Origin of the sequence: Kibdelosporangium aridum, assembly GCF_900176515.1 — a bacterium.
In the GTDB taxonomy this organism is placed as follows: Bacteria; Actinomycetota; Actinomycetes; order Mycobacteriales; family Pseudonocardiaceae; genus Kibdelosporangium; species Kibdelosporangium aridum.
On the sequence record NZ_FWXV01000002.1, the window covers coordinates 522,397 to 539,376 of the forward strand.

At 66.3% G+C, this 16,980-nt stretch carries 20 protein-coding genes; 10 read left to right on the forward strand and 10 right to left on the reverse strand.

Annotation, left to right across the window (positions count from 1 at the left end; all coding sequences use genetic code 11):
• Window positions 1–12 precede the first annotated feature (12 nt).
• Both metG and B9C43_RS11875 read left to right on the forward strand, forming a co-directional pair.
• Window positions 13–1,404 carry a methionine--tRNA ligase gene (gene metG / locus B9C43_RS11870; RefSeq protein WP_084426143.1) on the forward strand — a complete coding sequence of 464 codons (1,392 nt, stop codon included), beginning with the start codon at window positions 13–15 and terminating at the stop codon, window positions 1,402–1,404.
• Window positions 1,401–1,829 (forward strand): RDD family protein, encoded by a 429-nt coding sequence (locus B9C43_RS11875; RefSeq protein WP_033384664.1) that lies wholly within the window; start codon window positions 1,401–1,403, stop codon window positions 1,827–1,829. The genes metG and B9C43_RS11875 overlap by 4 nt, the downstream gene beginning before the upstream one ends.
• On the opposite strand, the gene B9C43_RS11880 is transcribed toward B9C43_RS11875, so the two are convergent.
• The 5 genes from B9C43_RS11880 to B9C43_RS11900 form a co-directional block, all read right to left on the reverse strand.
• The gene (locus B9C43_RS11880; RefSeq protein ID WP_143446293.1) at window positions 1,826–2,731 is read right to left on the reverse strand and encodes a hypothetical protein; all 906 of its coding nucleotides are present in this window, start codon (window positions 2,729–2,731) and stop codon (window positions 1,826–1,828) included. The two genes, B9C43_RS11875 and B9C43_RS11880, sit on opposite strands and share 4 nt — an antisense overlap.
• Before the next feature lie 196 nt (window positions 2,732–2,927).
• Window positions 2,928–3,731: an exodeoxyribonuclease III gene (locus tag B9C43_RS11885; protein ID WP_084426147.1), complete on the reverse strand. Its 804-nt coding sequence runs from the start codon at window positions 3,729–3,731 to the stop codon at window positions 2,928–2,930.
• Window positions 3,732–3,879: 148 nt separating this feature from the next.
• The gene (locus B9C43_RS11890) at window positions 3,880–4,245 is read right to left on the reverse strand and encodes an SH3 domain-containing protein (RefSeq protein WP_235038568.1); all 366 of its coding nucleotides are present in this window, start codon (window positions 4,243–4,245) and stop codon (window positions 3,880–3,882) included.
• 142 nt (window positions 4,246–4,387) lie between these two features.
• Window positions 4,388–5,602 carry an NADP-dependent isocitrate dehydrogenase gene (locus B9C43_RS11895; protein ID WP_033384668.1) on the reverse strand — a complete coding sequence of 405 codons (1,215 nt, stop codon included), beginning with the start codon at window positions 5,600–5,602 and terminating at the stop codon, window positions 4,388–4,390.
• Between the two features lie 150 nt (window positions 5,603–5,752).
• Window positions 5,753–6,451: an LPXTG cell wall anchor domain-containing protein gene (locus B9C43_RS11900; protein ID WP_084426151.1), complete on the reverse strand. Its 699-nt coding sequence runs from the start codon at window positions 6,449–6,451 to the stop codon at window positions 5,753–5,755.
• Between the two features lie 202 nt (window positions 6,452–6,653).
• Here B9C43_RS11900 and B9C43_RS11905 point away from each other — a divergent pair, with 202 nt between their 5' ends.
• Window positions 6,654–7,460, forward strand: a complete 807-nt coding sequence (locus B9C43_RS11905; RefSeq protein ID WP_033384671.1) for a metal-dependent hydrolase — start codon at window positions 6,654–6,656, stop codon at window positions 7,458–7,460.
• 10 nt (window positions 7,461–7,470) lie between these two features.
• Entirely contained in the window at window positions 7,471–8,064 is a 594-nt protein-coding gene (locus tag B9C43_RS11910; protein WP_235038569.1) for a class I SAM-dependent methyltransferase, read from the forward strand.
• Between the two features lie 21 nt (window positions 8,065–8,085).
• On the opposite strand, the gene B9C43_RS11915 is transcribed toward B9C43_RS11910, so the two are convergent.
• Complete coding sequence (locus tag B9C43_RS11915; RefSeq protein ID WP_084428048.1) at window positions 8,086–8,634, reverse strand: TetR/AcrR family transcriptional regulator; 549 nt, start codon at window positions 8,632–8,634, stop codon at window positions 8,086–8,088.
• A gap of 75 nt (window positions 8,635–8,709) precedes the next feature.
• On the opposite strand from B9C43_RS11915, the gene B9C43_RS11920 reads away from it, so the two are divergent.
• The 3 genes from B9C43_RS11920 to B9C43_RS11930 all read left to right on the forward strand — a co-directional run bounded on the left by B9C43_RS11920 (window position 8,710) and on the right by B9C43_RS11930 (window position 10,067).
• On the forward strand, window positions 8,710–9,084 hold the full coding sequence (locus B9C43_RS11920; protein WP_084426155.1) for a DUF4267 domain-containing protein: 375 nt from the start codon (window positions 8,710–8,712) through the stop codon (window positions 9,082–9,084).
• Between the two features lie 59 nt (window positions 9,085–9,143).
• Complete coding sequence (locus B9C43_RS11925; protein ID WP_033384677.1) at window positions 9,144–9,719, forward strand: HhH-GPD-type base excision DNA repair protein; 576 nt, start codon at window positions 9,144–9,146, stop codon at window positions 9,717–9,719.
• A gap of 156 nt (window positions 9,720–9,875) precedes the next feature.
• Window positions 9,876–10,067 (forward strand): DUF1918 domain-containing protein, encoded by a 192-nt coding sequence (locus B9C43_RS11930; RefSeq protein WP_033384679.1) that lies wholly within the window; start codon window positions 9,876–9,878, stop codon window positions 10,065–10,067.
• Here B9C43_RS11930 and B9C43_RS11935 read toward each other — a convergent pair.
• Together B9C43_RS11935 and B9C43_RS11940 are read right to left on the reverse strand one after the other, a co-directional pair.
• Complete coding sequence (locus tag B9C43_RS11935; protein ID WP_033384680.1) at window positions 10,007–11,197, reverse strand: MFS transporter; 1,191 nt, start codon at window positions 11,195–11,197, stop codon at window positions 10,007–10,009. The two genes, B9C43_RS11930 and B9C43_RS11935, sit on opposite strands and share 61 nt — an antisense overlap.
• Window positions 11,184–12,002 carry an inositol monophosphatase family protein gene (locus B9C43_RS11940; RefSeq protein ID WP_143446294.1) on the reverse strand — a complete coding sequence of 273 codons (819 nt, stop codon included), beginning with the start codon at window positions 12,000–12,002 and terminating at the stop codon, window positions 11,184–11,186. Before B9C43_RS11940 ends, B9C43_RS11935 begins: the two co-directional genes overlap by 14 nt.
• A 66-nt stretch (window positions 12,003–12,068) precedes the next feature.
• Between B9C43_RS11940 and B9C43_RS11945 the strand changes: the two genes are divergently transcribed.
• The 3 genes from B9C43_RS11945 to B9C43_RS11955 are packed head-to-tail and all read left to right on the forward strand — an operon-like array spanning window position 12,069 to window position 15,283.
• Window positions 12,069–12,755, forward strand: coding sequence for a response regulator transcription factor (locus B9C43_RS11945; RefSeq protein ID WP_033384682.1), 687 nt, complete (start codon window positions 12,069–12,071; stop codon window positions 12,753–12,755).
• On the forward strand, window positions 12,755–14,041 hold the full coding sequence (locus B9C43_RS11950; RefSeq protein WP_084426159.1) for a sensor histidine kinase: 1,287 nt from the start codon (window positions 12,755–12,757) through the stop codon (window positions 14,039–14,041). The genes B9C43_RS11945 and B9C43_RS11950 overlap by 1 nt, the downstream gene beginning before the upstream one ends.
• A 60-nt stretch (window positions 14,042–14,101) precedes the next feature.
• Window positions 14,102–15,283 (forward strand): cytochrome P450, encoded by a 1,182-nt coding sequence (locus B9C43_RS11955; protein WP_084426161.1) that lies wholly within the window; start codon window positions 14,102–14,104, stop codon window positions 15,281–15,283.
• Between the two features lie 48 nt (window positions 15,284–15,331).
• On the opposite strand, the gene B9C43_RS11960 is transcribed toward B9C43_RS11955, so the two are convergent.
• Together B9C43_RS11960 and B9C43_RS11965 are read right to left on the reverse strand one after the other, a co-directional pair.
• The gene (locus B9C43_RS11960) at window positions 15,332–16,321 is read right to left on the reverse strand and encodes a malate dehydrogenase (RefSeq protein ID WP_033394216.1); all 990 of its coding nucleotides are present in this window, start codon (window positions 16,319–16,321) and stop codon (window positions 15,332–15,334) included.
• A gap of 94 nt (window positions 16,322–16,415) precedes the next feature.
• The gene (locus B9C43_RS11965) at window positions 16,416–16,979 is read right to left on the reverse strand and encodes a VanZ family protein (RefSeq protein ID WP_084426163.1); all 564 of its coding nucleotides are present in this window, start codon (window positions 16,977–16,979) and stop codon (window positions 16,416–16,418) included.
• Window position 16,980 lies beyond the last annotated feature (1 nt).

Below are 16,980 nucleotides of genomic sequence, written 5' to 3' on the forward strand. Positions count from 1 at the left end.
GGACAGACACCAATGAGCTTCTACGTCGCCACTTCGATCGCGTACGTCAACGCCGAACCACACATCGGGTACGCCCTGGAGTTAGTCCAGGCAGACGTCCTCGCCCGGCACCGCCGACTACGTGGCGAGCAGGTCAGGTTCCAGACCGGCACGGACGACAACGCGTTCAAGAACGTCACCGCGGCCCGCGCGGCCGGGGTCGATGTGCACGAGTTCGTCAAAGGGAACGCCGCACGGTTCGCGGCCCTGCGCGAGCCGCTGGAGCTGTCGTACGACGACTTCGTCAGCACCAGTTCCGATCCGCGGCACCTCGCGGGCGTCGAGAAACTGTGGCGCGCTTCCGCCGAAAAGGGCGATTTCTACCGCAAGTCCTACACCGGCTACTACTGCTCGGGCTGTGAAGCGTTCGTCACCGAGCCCTACTGCCCCGAGCACGGCACCAAGGCCGAGATCGTCACCGAGGAGAACTGGTTCTTCCGGCTGTCCAAGTACGCCGATGCAATCCTGCACGCGCTGGAGCACGAGATCCGGATCGAGCCGAAAGCACGCCGCAACGAGGTGCTTTCCTTTGTCCGGTCGGGGTTGTCGGACATCAGCGTGTCCCGTCCGGCGGCCCGGTCGAACGGCTGGGGCATCCCGGTGCCGGACGACCCGTCGCAGGTGATCTACGTCTGGTGGGACGCCCTGGCCAACTACGTCACAACCCTGGCCGACTCGTTCGACCAGTGGTGGCGGGACGGCGAACAGGTGCACGTGATCGGCAAGGGAATCATCCGGTTCCACGCGGTCTACTGGCCCGCGTTGCTGCTGTCGGCAGGTTTGCCGCTGCCGAAGACGATTTTCGTGCACGAGTACCTGACCTCGCACGGCGCCAAGATCTCGAAGAGCTCCGGCGTCCGAGTGTCCCCTGTGGACCTGATCGACAAGTACGGCGTCGACGCGGTGCGCTGGTGGCTGCTGCGCGAACCGGCCAAACTCGGCGATACGGACTTCACCGAGGAACGACTGGTCGACCGCTTCGACAGCGACTTGGCCAACGGCGTCGGCAACCTGTTCAACCGGGTCCGCGGCCTCGCCGGCGGGTCCATCCCAGAAGGCCCGGCGATCGAGCTCGCATCCACAGTGGACGCAGCACTGCGCGATTTCGACTTCAGGGCAGCGACAGCGGCGATCGTGGCCGCGGTCGACGAGACAAACCGGTTGATCGAGACGACCCGGCCGTGGGAACTGTCCGGGACTGAACGGGAAGAAGTCCTCGCGAGGCTGGGCGGCGCGTGCCGGACGATCGCGCACGAACTGTCACCGTTCCTGCCGTCAGGCGCGAACCGAGTGCTCAACGCCTCACGGGCATTTCCCCGTTTGGCCGATAAGAAGGAGACCGCTCAGGCATCATCGGCCACATGAGCCCGACCGCCGATGTGGTGTCCGTGCGACGCCGTGACCTGCGTCAACCCGTCCCGGTTGACGCACGGCCGCGGGGCAAGCACGCGGATCCCCGTTACCCGTCGCCGACGGGGATCCGCCAGGTGCTGTCCTTCGCCATCGACCTGGTCGTACACGCCGGTGTCCCTGGCGCAGTGGCGTACGCGCTGGACATGCGCGAGCCCGGGATCACCAACGCACAGTTCGCCATCATCTGGGCGGCCGGGTTCGTCGCGATGTCGATCCTCGACCGGATCTTCGTTCAGTGGGCCACGCAGGCCACGATCGGCAAGGCGATCACGGCACTGCGCGTGATCCGCGACGACACCGGCGAACGGCCCACGCTGGGCATGCTGGTCTGGCAGTGGTTCTTCGGCGTACTCGGGATCTTCGCGTTCTTGTCCTAGCCCTGCCAGGGCGATTCCTGCTTGAGGTTCCGCAGGTCCCTGGCGTGCCGGATGGCCGCGAGCTCGGCGAGCATCCGGGCTCGGACGTCCTCGTCATGCGCGATGTTGGACTTGCGCATCGCGCGGTCGAGCCGGGACCTGCGCAACGGCGTCCACTTCGGCGCCATCGCCAGCCTGGCGACACGACGTGCGGCGCGGTCGCGGGTCCGGGTCATGGCGTCACGCTCGTCGTCAGCGAGGCCGAAGCGGGAGAGGAACCGTTCCCGCAGTTCACGGCCGATCCGGGCAAGCGTGCCGGTGCGCTGGTAGCCACGAGCCCGCAGTTCGACGCCCAGAGCGAAGTGCAACGCCACGACCGACAGAACCGGGCCGAAGATCACGCGGGCGGCGCCAAGGAAGGGCCCGGACAGCACCAGGGCCGCGTAGGCCGACGCACCACACAGTGCCCAAGCCAGCCAACGAGCTGGGCCAGGAGTCCCGCCACGGCGGCGTACGCCCTCGAACATCGCGATACCGCACGCGATCAGAACGATTTCCATGCCCGCGAACATCGCGATGCGTTCGGGAATGTTGGTGACGCCTAGCTTGTCACCGAAGAAGCGCCAGCTGGTGTCGACCGAGACGACGAGGCCGACCATCGCGCCGAGCAGGAAAACCCAAGTGCTGAAGCGTTTCTGCGGCGCTTCTCGTGGTTCGCCGGCCGGTTTTGGTTCCGGCGCCTGCGGAGTTTCTCGCGGAGAAGGGGAAGCCGAGATGGAGTCCAGCTCGGCGATCAGCTCCGGCGTCATCTTGACCAGCTCGCCGGTGGACCCGATGCCCTGCTGCTTGCGCCATGCACTGACCACACTGGACAGATGAGACCGGTCAGGCCGCACTTTGTACGTGGCTAACCACTCACGCACGGCGGCGGTCGTCGGTTGCGGAACCTGTTCGCACGCATAGCGAATCTTGTCCGCCTGGGATCGTAACGACTCCAGTGCGGCCCGGTGTTTCTGCGTGGAACGACTGTCCGCCTTGGCAGTCAAGAGCTGGCCTCCAGTTCGTGTTCGCCGACGTCTGTCACGTCCGCCCACAGCCCCGGGCAGCGTACTACAGCGATCAACTGGCGAACGTGACCGTCACAGGCGCGTGGTCAGACCAGCGTTCGCCGTACGTCGCAGCACGTTCAACGACGGCGTTGGCCGCACGGGCGGCCAAGCCCGGAGTCGTGATCTGGAGGTCAATCCGCCAGCCCGAGTCGTTGTCGAAGGCTTTGCCGCGGTAGCTCCACCACGTGTACGGCCCAGGGCCTTCGGGGTGCAGCGCGCGGACCACGTCGACGTAGCCGACCTCGTCGAAGATCCGGCTCAGCCAGGCGCGTTCCTCGGGCAGGAAGCCGGAGGACTTCTGGTTTCCCTTCCAGTTCTTCAGATCCGCTTGCTGGTGCGCGATGTTCCAGTCGCCCGCGACCAGGACCTCGTCGCCGACCGCGGCGGCTTTGTCGCGCAACTCGGCGAGATACGGCAGGAACGCGTCCATGAAGCGTTCCTTCTCCAGCTGGCGTTCCGTGCCCACGTCACCGCTCGGCACGTACACGCTGCCGACCACGATCCCGGGCAGCGTGACCTCGACGTACCGGCCGCTGTCCTCGAATTCCGCGGCGCCGAAACCGATCCGGACCGCCTCAGACTCCACGCGGCTGTACACCGCCACGCCCGCACGGCCTTTCACGGCAGCGGGCGCATGCGTGGCGAACCAGCCTTTCGGGGCCCGGACCTCGGGCGGCAGTTGGTCCATGGTGGCCCGCACTTCCTGCAGGCAGACGACGTCGGCATCAGTGGCGTCCAGCCACTCGCTGAAACCCTTACGAGCAGCGGCCCTGAGCCCGTTTACGTTTATAGAGGAGACAATCACAGTGTCCAATTGCCTCGCTCCGCTCGGCGGACTTGGCCGCCAAAGCCGACCATTTCCACCCCGCCCCACGCAGCCGACACCGCGCAGTGCCCGCTCTCCGCTGTGGCGGGGGCGGCGTCGGGCGTGTTGCGTGGCGTAAATGCCCGGCGCGACCAAGTCAACAGTCGCGGCCCTGCAGTGGCTTGACGTAGTCGTTGGACACCCAGCGGCCCTCGGACAGCTTGCGGAAGCCGTTCTGCACGGTCTTCTCCGCGTCGGCCTCGGCGTTGAGCCGGAACTTGCCGACGATCTGCGACTTCGCGTCCGGAGCCGCACGCACGTTCAACACGTCGGCCGTGACCGCGACCCGGCACGCCGTCGTCGCGGGCGCGTTCGCGTTGTTGGTACCGCCGTTTTGTTGCTGTTTCTCGCTGCCAAGCACGTACAAGATGACGACCCCGACCAGCACCGCGACCACGATCAGTGTCCGCTTCGGTGCCAACACGATCACCTCTCTCGCCCTGGCCACAATTTTCGTCACCATGAGACACGTATAACGCAGCTCACAGCCGGGCATAACCGCTGCGCGCGAAGACCACCCGAGTCAGCGACCAACCACCCACGGTGATTATGCCTTGAAAGAACCCCCATGGGCAGAGCCATGGGGGTGCTCCCAAGTGCGAACCTTAGGCCATCTTGCGCTGCAGGTTCTCGTCCAGGGTGGCCAGGAACTCCTCGGTGGTCTGCCATGCCTGGTCAGGGCCGACGAGCAGGGCCAGGTCCTTGGTCATCTTGCCGCTCTCGACGGTCTCGACGACGACCTGCTCCAGCGCGTGCGCGAAGCCGGCGACCTCGGGGGTGCTGTCCTGCTTGGCGCGCGCGTCCAGGCCACGGGTCCACGCGTAGATCGACGCGATCGGGTTGGTCGAGGTCGGCTTGCCCGCCTGGTGCTGGCGGTAGTGCCGGGTGACCGTGCCGTGCGCGGCCTCGGCCTCGACCTTGCCGTCCGGGGTCATCAGCACCGAGGTCATCAGGCCGAGCGAGCCGAAGCCCTGCGCCACGGTGTCGGACTGCACGTCACCGTCGTAGTTCTTGCAGGCCCAGACGTAGCCGCCCTCCCACTTCAGCGCCGCCGCGACCATGTCGTCGATCAGCCGGTGCTCGTAGGTCAGGCCCTTGGCGTCGAAGTCCGCCTTGAACTCGGCCTCGTAGATCTCCTGGAACACGTCCTTGAACATGCCGTCGTAGGCCTTGAGGATCGTGTTCTTGGTCGACATGTAGACCGGGAACTGGCGCTCGAGGCCGTAGCGCAGCGACGCACGCGCGAAGTCCTCGATCGACTTGCGGTAGTTGTACATACCGACCGCGACGCCGCCGCCCTCGGGGAAGTTCGCGACGTCGAACTGCATCGGCTCGCTGCCGTCTTCCGGCGTGTAGGTGATGGTCAGCGTGCCGGGGCCGGGCACCTTGAAGTCGGTGGCCTTGTACTGGTCGCCGTGCGCGTGACGGCCGATGATGATCGGCTTGGTCCAGCCGGGCACCAGCCGCGGGATGTTGGAGATGACGATCGGCTCGCGGAAGATCACGCCGCCGAGGATGTTGCGGATGGTCCCGTTCGGGCTGCGCCACATCTTCTTCAGGCCGAACTCCTCGACCCGCGCCTCGTCCGGCGTGATCGTGGCGCACTTGACGCCGACGCCGTGGCGCGCGATGGCGTTCGCCGCGTCCACGGTGACCTGGTCGTCGGTGGCGTCCCGGTGCTCGATGCCCAGGTCGTAGTAGTCCAGGTTGATGTCCAGGTACGGGTGGATCAGCTTGTCCTTGATGAACTGCCAGATGATGCGGGTCATCTCGTCGCCGTCGAGCTCGACGACCGTCCCCTGGACCTTGATCTTGGCCATCTGCCTGGGTTCCTCTCCCGGGATGTTCTCGTCTTTGAGTCTGCGGTTAACGGTACAAGCGTACTGGTAGCTTGTCCTGGCCGTGTCGCGGCCGTCACTTGGCCAGGATCGTATGACCGCCCGGGAGAGGAACGCAGGTTACGGGTCGATTCAGACCCGGCGGCGCCTCCTTGCCAGCACGAGCGCTGCCACGCCGCCGATCAGCAGAAGTCCGCCGACCAGGACGTACGTGCCACCGCTGAAGCCGGTCTGGGCCAAGCCGGACTTGCCGGAGGTGTTGTTCGGCGCCCCGACGACCACGGCCGCGCTCGACGACGTCGTGGCCGGCTTCGAGCTGGTCGAGCTCGAGCTGGAACCAGTGCTGGTACTGGTGCTGGTCCCCGTCGAGGTCGTCGTCGTCTTAGTGGTCGTCTTCGTCGTGGTCTTGGTCGTCGTCGTGGTGGTGGTCTTCTTCTTGCCGCACACGAACCAGTGGCTGATCTCCGCCGGCTTGCCGCTTTCCACGAGCGGCGCGTGCAGGTCGTCCCACGGCAACGAGCCCAAGGCGGGCGGCAGGTACTTGTTGTAGTTCGGGCCGCCCTTGACGATCACGCCGGTCACTTGATAGCCGGCAGGAACAGCGGTGATGTCGATGTAGGTGTTCCCGGTGATGTTCGACGTCACCTTGATGATCTCGCCGCCGAGACCCGCGCCCGCACAGGTCGTGACGTTGCCGGCGACGGCGATCGCCCGCGGGTCACCGGACACCGGCGGGTTGGCCTGTGCAGCGGCCGCGATGGAGGCGCTGCCGAGCGAGACGCCTAGTGACACGGCGAGTGCTGTCAGCGCGCGGCGGAAGGTGCGCTCCATATGAATGTCTCCTTAGGACAGCTGCGGGGGGCGAAGGGATCATCGTCAGCCGATCGGTGTAAGCAACTGCTCCGGATCGACTATTGACCTGCCCGTTAGCAGCCCGTTACCCGGCAAGCGACACCGTCCACAAAGGATCCCCAGGTCAGCACCGAAAAACCGCTATCCTGCGAAAAGCTGATCTTGAGGGGGATTTCCGCAGATGGCAACTGGGCCCACGCATGCCATGAGTGGCTTATTGGCGTGGTCGGCGACTACCGCGTTGGCGACCGACCACTCGATCGGACAGCTCAGCCCACGCGCGTGGGTGGTCGGAGCGGTGCTGGCAACCGGCGCGGCGCTGCTGCCCGACCTCGACCACCCGGAGTCGACGGTGTCCAGGACGTTCGGCGCGATCAGTCAGGGCTTCTCCAGCGGCATCAACGCGCTGAGTCACGGCGTGTACCGGTTGACCCGAACCAAGCGTGACTCCAACCGCGACGGCGGGCATCGCGGTCTGACGCACACGCTCGTCTTCGCGGTCATCGCAGCGGTCATCACCACGGCAGTAGTGCAGACCAGCGAGAAATGGGCGCTGCCGGTGCTGATGTTCGTGTTCGCGGGCCTCGCGGTGCGCGGAATCCTGCACAAGTGGCATCCCCGCAAAGACGCGTTGTTCATCACCCTGACCTCGGCGGGCGTGACAGCGTTATGTCTGTTGTGGACAGAGCAGACATCGGCCAACGCGGCGGCTTGTGGCGTGGCGGTGGGGATCGGCTGCATCGCGCACTACATCGGGGACGCGATCACCGAGCAGGGCTGCCCGATGCTGTGGCCGATCCCGTTGGGCGGCAAAACGTGGTTCCCGGTGGCGCCGCCGAAGATCCTGCGGATGCAGACCGGCGGGAAGGTCGAGATGGCGGTGATCGGGCCGTTGATCACGCTGGCGTCGATCTGGCTGTCACTGGCGGCGTTGCAGCAGACAGGAGCCATTCCTTCGTTGTGGGGATTCACGTTCCTGCCTCGTTAGAATCCGCCGGGTGAACGTGTTCGACGAGATCGCGGCCGGGTACGACGACGACCTGTTCCACCAGGTCGTCGCCGAGAAGCTGGTGAACGGCGTCGCCGACGCCCCACAGCCCGAACTCGTCCTGGACGTCGCAACCGGAACAGGCGCGGCGGCTTTCGCGGCGCTGCAACACCTCGGCGCACGCTCGGTAGTCGCGCTCGACCTCTCAGCGAAGATGATCGACCGCGCACGAGCGAAAGCAGCCGTCCAAGACCCATCCGGCAAGATCACCTGGCACGTCGGTCCGGCGGTGCCCGCACCTGTGCCAGCGGCGAGCACGGACCTGGTGGTGTGCGCGTCCTCATTGCACTTCCTGGGAACGGAGGCGTTGAAGGACTGGCTGCGCGTGCTGAAACCCGCGGGCCGACTGGCCTTCAGCATGCCGCTCGCGGGGACGTTCAACCCGTCACCCGCTTTCGCGTCGTTAGTCGCCAACGACGTTTCGCTGCCGTCGTCCGAGTCCGAGGCTGCGGCGATAGCTCTGCACGCGGGGTACGAGAACGTGGTCGCGCACCGGCTTGAGGTGTCGTCCCGCGTGGTGTTCCTCGTGTACGCCACGAGCTGATCCGCGAGCACCCTGGGCTATCTACGCGACCAGTTGATCCACCAGCATCGCGATCCGTTCGCGTTGCCCTTCGGCAGGTAGGCGGCCACCACGGGTGAGGGTGACGAGGCCGTGCAGGGCACTCCATGCGAGTTCAGTGAAAATGCCCAGGTCGCGGCCTTTCGCGACCGGCTTGAGCACATCCTGGATAGCCCTGAACCCCGCCTTCATAGGCTCAGGCGTGTCCTCCTCGGCGAACCGCAGCCGGGTGTTCATCGTGAACATGGCGTCGTACACCGCCGGGTTGTCCTCGGCGAAGCTCAGGTAGATCCGCACCATCTGGGCGACGTCCTTCGCCTTGCCGATGGCGTTGGCCATTTCGGCGAATCCTTCGAGCGCGACCGCTGCGACGATCGCCTCCTTGCCGTCGAAGTGGCTGTACAGCACGGGTTGGCTGTATTCGATCGCGTCGGCCAGCCGGCGGGTGGTGACCGCGTCCCACCCTTCTGTCTCGGCCAGTTGCCTGGCCGTGGCGATGATCAGCTGATGCCGTTCGGCTCGTTCACGCTCCCGCCTAGCCATGCTTGAAATCCTAGCATCGCTAGACAAGCGAGCACCGCTATGTCTAGCATTGCTACAACATCTAGCAACGCTAGGAGAACTCAGATGCACTACGTCGGAATCGCACTGGCCGCCCTGATCGGGGTCGGCATCATCGTCATCGGCGTCCAGTTCTTGCTCGCACCGGTCGCGAGCGCGAAGGGTTTCGGCTTGCCGTCGTGGCCGTCGACGGGAAACGACCTCGCGTGGCTCAACCTCAAGGGAATCCGCGACATCACGTCCGGCCTGGTGATCCTCATCCCGCTGGCGATGGGCAACCTTCACCTCACCGGCTGGCTGATCCTTGCCTCGACGGTCACCCCGTTGGGCGACGCACTGACCATCCTCAAGTACCGCGGCAACAAGACCACGGCATACAGCGTTCACGCCGCGACAGCCGTGGCGACGACCGTCGCGGGCGTCCTGCTCTTGCTCAGCTGAGCCCGCGTGCCAGGATGTGGCCATGCCGCGCAAGCCACTCTGACCCGGGAATTGGAGCCATGCCCAAGAAGCTGCGACTGACCGGCGACCCCGCCGCCGACAAGCTGCTCAGCGAGGACCCGTTCGCGCTGCTCACCGGGCTCCTGCTGGATCAGCAGTTCCCGATGGAGCACGCGTTCGCCGGTCCGCGGAAGATCGCAGACCGCATGGACGGCTTCAGCATCACCAAGATCGCCGAGTCCGACATCGACGAGTTCGTAGAGCTGTGCGTGCAGCCGCCTGCCATCCACCGGTACGGCGGCTCCATGGCGCGCCGCGTGCACGCCCTCGCGAATTTCGTCATCGAGAACTACGACGGCAAGACCGACAAGATCTGGAAATCCGGCAAGCCGGACGGCAAAGAGGTGCTCCGCAGGGTCAAGGCGCTGCCGGGCTACGGCGACCAGAAAGCACGGATCTTCGTCGCCCTGCTCGGCAAGCAACTCGGCGTGACCCCAGAGGGGTGGCGGGAAGCCGCAGGGGCCTACGGTGAAGAAGGTTCTCGTCGCTCGATCGCCGACGTGACCAGCCCCGAAACGCTCGCTGAAGTCCGCAGCTTCAAGAAGGCCGCGAAGGCAGCGGCAAAGCAAAGCTGAACTATCGGAATAGTCCTTCGGTCCAGGGGCCGGGTCCGTTCTCCGCTGAGGTTGACGACAGCGGGCACGTCGCGAACAGTTCGGTCCGAAGCCCGCAGTGAAGTCGTGACTACCTCTTGTGTCCGGTTTTACCCTGGATGACCGGAGGTGAGAACCATGCAAGCGACGGTGGGTGACCGGCTTCTCGTCCACGGCAAGAACGTGGGCCTTGCCGACAAGCATGGCGAGATCATCGAGGTGCGCGGCGACAACGGCGCTCCGCCCTATCTCGTCCGATTCGCTGACGGTCACGAAGGGCTGGTGTTCCCCGGCCCCGACTGCGTTGTGGAGCGCGCGAGCGAGTCCTGACGTCGGCTCGCCGCGATGAACACCACGAGGGCCGCCAACGCGATCACGGCGGCCACCGGCCCGAGCGCGAGCGTGCCCGAAAACTCCAGCACGAGACCGCCGGTCACGCCGGAAAGGCCGATTCCGAGGTAAATCGCTGCCGCGTTCATCGCGAGGGTCAGCCCGGCCGATGACGGTGCCAGGTCCACGAGCCTGCTCTGCATCGGCGGGTTGATCGACCAGTTCGCCATCCCCCACACGAGCAGGATCACCACCGCGCCGGCCACGACGGACGCGACCCACGGCAGCACAGCCAGCGACACCGTGCACAGCGCCAACGCACAGATCAAAGGCGCGCGGGTGCCGAATCGGTCGGTTACCCGTCCGCCAAGCCAGTTTCCGAGCACTCCGCCTAGGCCGTACGCGAACAGCATCAGGCTCACGACCACGCCGTGCACGCCTGTGATGTCCGCGAGCACGGACGTCAGGTACGCGTACACAGTCAGTCCGGCGAGCGAGATCAGCAACGTCACCACGAGCAGGGCGACGATCCGACGGTCTGCCAGCAAAGCGAAACGCGAGCGCAAACTAGCCGACGCGGGCGCAGGCATCCGAGGCACAACCAGCCATACGGCGACCGCGGCGACAGCCGTCAACCCAGCCACAACACCGAACACACCTTGGTAACCCAACGACGGCACCAAAGCGCTGCTGAGCGGGATCCCGACGACCAACGCCACCGTGAGGCCTCCGAAGACGGTGGCGAAGGCACGAGCGCGGCGCTCGACAGGATTCAGCGTTGCCGCAACGACTGTGGCTGTCGGCGTGTACACGGCGGCGCCCAATGCCGTGATCATCCTGGCGGCGAACAACAACCCGTAATTCGGGGCTACGGCGGCCAAACCGTTGCCCAGTGCCATCACCGCCATCGCGGTGACCAGGAGCGTTCGGCGTTCCCAACGACCGGTGAAGGCCGCGAGCAAAGGTGATCCCACGGCATAAGTCAGCGCGAACGCTGTCAGCAACTGCCCGGCCGTCGCGACCGAAACCTGCCTGGCGGCCGCGAGATCCGGGAGTACTCCGGCGATCACCTGCGCGCTGACGCCTGCCGCGAATGTCCCGGTCGCCAGCAGGTAATTACGTAAGGACAACGGTTTCCGCCAGTTCGTCGGCCAGCTGGCGGGTCGCCGCCGCGATACCGGACCACCTGCGCGACAGGTCCAGGTCGAATTCCAGCGGACGGCCCCGCACATCCATCACAACCCCGCCCGCCGACGGCAAAGTCACCATGGCCGCCGCCAAATCCATGATCCGGTGCGTGTCCGAGCCCGGGTCGACGAACGCGTCCATTGAACCCTCGGCGACCAACGCGGTCTCCAGACACGTCGTCGACAGCACCCGGACCCGGTCGACTCGTGATGCCACTCTCAGCCACGCTTCTCTGCTGTTGTCCTTGGGACGCAACATGGCGATCGACGAACCGTCCACAGTGGTACGACCCGTTGTCTGGTACGGAGTCGGTTGCCCAGCCAGCGCCCACCACGCCCGGCCTGTGTCGAGCCAGACCGTCAGCGCCTCGGTGGCGACGCCGTCACGGAAGACCGCTCCGGCGAAGCACGACAACGGAACACCCATTGCCGCGTTGGCCGATCCGTCCATGGGGTCGATCACCAGGGTCACCGCCGAGCCGTGGTCGACGAACCCGGCTTCTTCACTCAAAAGGTTGACCTGGGCCGCGTCGATGACGTCCACGATCGCGGCTTCCACCAGCGCGTCCACACGCATGGTCGGCGTGCCGTCCGCGCCGGTCGCGACCTCTTCGGCGAGCTCTTGACGTGGATAACGCCTCCGCGCGGCGCCGTACGCGGCCGCAGCGGCCCGTGCGGCGTCGGCAAGCGGGGAGTAGACGCCTTCGGGCAGGCTGGGCGCAGGCACCGGCCACGTGATCATCGACATACCGAGAACGGTACAAGCGGGAACGCCCCTGGTCCTCTGAACGTTGCGTAACCATAAGGAGGCGTTGTGCAACACACCGGGGATGGTCAGCACCTGCTGGTGGTCGACGACGAGCCCGGAATCACCGAACTGTTGTCCACCACTCTCAACCTGGCCGGGTACCGCGTTTCCGCGGTCGGCTCGGGCCACGCGGCGCTGAACGCGGTCGATGCCGAACGCCCCGACATGATCATTCTCGACGTGATGCTGCCTGATATGGACGGTTTCACCGTGTGCCGCAGGCTGGCCGAGCGCGGGCACGCGCCACCCGTGCTGTTCCTGACCGCACGCAGTTCGGTCGAGGACACCGTGACCGGGCTGCGGATCGGCGGCGACGACTACGTCACCAAGCCCTTTCACGTCCTTGAACTCCTCGCCAGGGTGCAGGCGCTGTTGCGCAGATCCGGCCGCGGCCCCGACGAACCGGTGCTGCGCTGCGCCGACCTGGTCCTCGACGAGACCAAGTTCCAGGCCGTGCGGGACGGCGAGGCGCTCGACCTCACCCCGACGGAGTACAAACTGCTGCGGTACCTGATGGTCAACGCCGGCCAGGTGATGACCAAGGAACAGATCCTGCAGCACGTCTGGCAGCACGAGTTCGGCGAAGGCGTGGTCGAGAAACTCGTCTCCCGGTTGCGGCACAAGGTCGACGCCGGCCGCAGCCCGCTGATCCACACCGTCCGCGGGTTCGGCTACCGGATCGCTGAGACCTGATGCCCCGCAAGGGAATCCGCGCGGTTCGCGGCCGGATGCTGTTCGGCCTGATCTCGTTGACCCTGCTCGCCATGGCGATCATCGACGTGGCCGCGCTGTTCGTGGTCGACCTGTACGCGCTCAACCGGGTCGAACGCACCCTGACCGAGGTACAGCGGTCATTGCCGATCATCGGCAACCGAACGATCAATGTGGACGGTCTGACGCTGGAACAACAGCTGCCGGAGGGGTTCGTCGCGGCGGTCGTCGCCCAGGACGGGCACGTGCTGACGACAGCGAAGCCGTACTTGCTGTCCGGGGAGACGATCACCGCGCCGCCGATCCCCGACCCGGTGCCCGTGGGCTGGGCCGCCCAGCCGATCACGCTGTCCTCTTCGGACACTCGGTTCCGGGTGCAGACGTTCGATCTCGGCGCGAACGCGGCGATCATCCTGCCAGGCACGACCACACCGGTGCGGTTCCGGTACGTGGTCGTCGGCGGCAGTCTCGGCCCCGGCGAGGACGCCGTCCAGCAGTTGCTGGTGTTCGAGCTGATCGCGACCGGCGCCGCGGTGCTCGCGGTCACGGTGTTCGGTGCGCACGTGCTCAACCGCGCACTGCGAGAACAGCGGGACATGGAAACGCGGCTGCTCAACTTCGTGGCCGCGGCCTCGCACGAACTGCGCACACCGCTGACCACGATCCGCGGATGGGCGGAACTGCAACGGGTGTCCGGCGAACCGGAGCTGGCGGCGAAAGCACTGAGCCGGATCGAGAAGGAGGCCAACCGGATGAACCTCCTGGTCGACCAGCTGCTCGAACTGAGCCGCCTCGACCTGAACCGGACGATCCGGCGCGAGCCGGTTGACGTGCGCAGGATCGCCGCCGAGATCGTCGCGGACTGCTCGGCACTACTCACGAACCGGGCCATCACGCTGGACGCACCGGCCGAAATGATCGTCAACGGGGACGAGACCCTGCTCCGGCACGTGCTGGCGAACTTGATCAGCAACGCCGTGCGGCACACGCCAGACGGCACGCCGATCACGATCAGCGTGCACGGCAACCGGGTGTCCGTGGCCGATGAAGGTCCTGGCATGCCGCCGGAAACGGCGGCACGCGTCTTCGAACGCTTCTACCGCGCGGAAAACCGGGCGTCCGACGTCGGCGGCTCCGGGCTGGGACTGGCGATCGCGCGTGGGATCGTGCAGGCGCACGGCGGTGAGATCACCGTGACCACACAGCTCGGCAAGGGCAGCACATTCACCGTTGAGCTGCCGACGGTCAGCAGTTCGTCAGGAAAGTGACAGGGGCAGGTCAGGTTCACGCGGAAACGTCGATGGTGACGACTCCCAAGGAGTGAACGAATGACCGAGACACTGCCTGACGTCCCGACGATCCCCCAGCACCGCACCACACCGCTGGACCCACCACCGGAGCTGCACGACCGCGGTCCGTTGAGCAGGCTGGCTTTCGCCGACGGCACGGTCGGCTGGCTCGTCACCTCGCACAAGCTGACACGCGCGATCCTCGCGGACTCTCGGTTCAGTGCCCGCGGTGAGCTTCGGAAATCGCCGATCCGCGACAACCTGTCCGACGAGCCGACCAAGCCGGGCATGTTCATCGCGCAGGACGCGCCCGAGCACACGCGTTACCGGCGGCTGCTGACCGGGCAGTTCACCGTGCGCCGGATGAACCAGCTGATCCCGCGCATCCAGGAGATCACCAACGAGCACATCGAAGGCATGCGCAGGCACGGCCCGCCGGTCGACCTGGTGCAGGAGTTCGCGTTGCCGATCCCGTCCTTGGTGATCTGCGAGCTGCTGGGCGTCCCGTACGACGATCGTGCGCGGTTCCAGCGCGACTCCAGCAACATGCTCTCGCTCAGCAAGCCGATCGAGGAAGTGCGTGCGGCGGTCGAGTCGGTCGAGGGCTACATGCTCGATCTGGTCAAGGCGAAGCGGGAACAGCCGGGCGACGACCTGATGAGCGGACTGGTGCAGCTGAACGAGCTGACCGACGAGGAAATGAGCAACATCGGTTTCCTGCTGCTCGTCGCCGGTCACGAGACCACCGCGAACATGTTGGCGCTGGGCACTTACACGCTGCTGACCAACCCGGATCAGCTGGCGGTGCTGCGTTCCGACGAAAGCCTGGTGGACAACGCGGTCGAGGAACTGCTGCGCTACCTCACCATCGTCCACTTTGGAACAACGCGGACCGCGCTCGAGGACGTCGAACTGGACGGCCAGCTGATCAAGGCCGGTGAGCCCCTGGCGATCTCCCTGCCCGCGGCCAACCGCGACCCGATGCGGTTCGTCGACGCGGACCGCCTGGCGCTCAACGGAACCCCGACCGGGCACGTCGCGTTCGGGCACGGCATCCACCAATGCCTCGGCCAGCAACTGGCCCGCATCGAGATGCGGATCGGCTTCGCCACGCTGCTGCGGGAATTCCCGACGCTGCGGCTGGCGATCGAGCCGCAGGACGTGCCGATGCGCGAGGACATGGCGATCTACGGCGTGCACTCACTGCCCGTGGCCTGGTAAAGCACAAGGGGCGCCTCGGCTTTCGCCAAGGCGCCCCTTGTCTTCGGATCAGATGAGGCCGAGGCCCTTCACAGCGTCACGCTCTTCGGCGAGCTCGGCGTTGGAGGCGTCGATCTTCGCGCGGGAGAAGTCGTCGATCTCCAGGCCCTGGACGATCTCGTACTTGCCGTCCTTGCTGACCACCGGGAAGGACGTGATCAGGCCCTCCGGCGTGCCGTACGAGCCGTCCGACACGACACCGGCGGAGACCCACTGGCCCTCCGGGGTGCCGTTCACCCAGTCGTAGACGTGGTCGATCGCGGCGTTGGCCGCCGACGCGGCCGAGGACGCGCCCCGCGCCTCGATGATCGCCGCGCCACGCTTGGCCACGGTCGGGATGAAGTCGTTCTCGATCCAGGCCTGGTCGTTCACGGCTTCGGCGGCGTTCTTGCCGTTGACCTCGGCGTGGAACAGGTCCGGGTACTGGGTCGCCGAGTGGTTGCCCCAGATCACCAGCTTGCGGATGTCGTTCACGGTCACGCCCAGCTTCTTGGCCAGCTGGGTGTACGCACGGTTCTGGTCGAGCCGCGTCATCGCGGTGAAGCGGTCCGCGGGCACGTCCGGAGCGTGCGACTGGGCGATCAAAGCGTTGGTGTTGGCCGGGTTGCCGACCACGAGCACGCGGACGTCGTCCGCGGCGTGCGCGTTGATGGCCTGGCCCTGCGGCTTGAAGATGCCGCCGTTGGCCTCGAGGAGGTCACCGCGCTCCATGCCCTTGGTCCGCGGCCGCGCGCCGACCAGCAGCGCGACGTTCACGCCGTCGAACGCCACGTTGGGGTCGTCGGTGATGTCGATGCCGGACAGCAGCGGGAACGCGCAGTCGTCCAGCTCCATCGCGGTGCCTTCGGCTGCCTTGAGCGCCGGCGCGATCTCCAGCAGCTTCAGGCGCACCGGGGTGTCCTGGCCGAGCAGCTGGCCGGACGCGATACGGAACAGCAGGGCGTAGCCGATCTGGCCGGCCGCGCCGGTTACGGTGACGTTGACGGGGGTGCGGGTCATTGCCTTCCGATCCACTCAAGCGTGTATTGGGGTCTCGGGCGTGACCAGCTACCGCCAGCACAGTCTCAGCGCCGGGACCAGCCTCGGCAGGCTATCAACCCCGCAGCGCGTGGTCCCGGGCCGGTGATCCGACTCTCATCAGCTGTGGGACACCGCTCTGCGCGACCGCGGTTGCCAGGAGGTAACCGAGCAACGCGCCGAATGTGTTCGTGATCAGGTCGTCCACGTCGAAGATCCGGTAGACGAACGGTGCCGTGCCGAAGTTGCCGGACAGCTGGGTGACCTCGATCGTGAGCGACGCCACGAACCCGATCGTGAGCGCCTGCCGCGCGGTGCGCCGCCACAGCACGCGGGCGAAAATGCCCAGCGGCACGAACAACAGCACGTTCAGCAGGACCTGTTTGGCCGCGTTGAGGTCGCCGCCGACCGTGTCCAGCACCCACTGCAACGGCATGAGCTGGATCTCCTGCTTCAGCCGTGGCGTGGACGCCGTCGGCAGCGGCAGGAACACGACCGCGAGCGCCAGGCTGGCGTAGAGCGTGACGGCTCCGCTGATCAGCGGACGCACCCTGCCGCGCAAGGCCACCAGGACAACCGGCCAGATCAGGGCGAACCCGATCAGTCCGAAGTGGATCGCTTTCAGCTGCGTCGCGGTCATG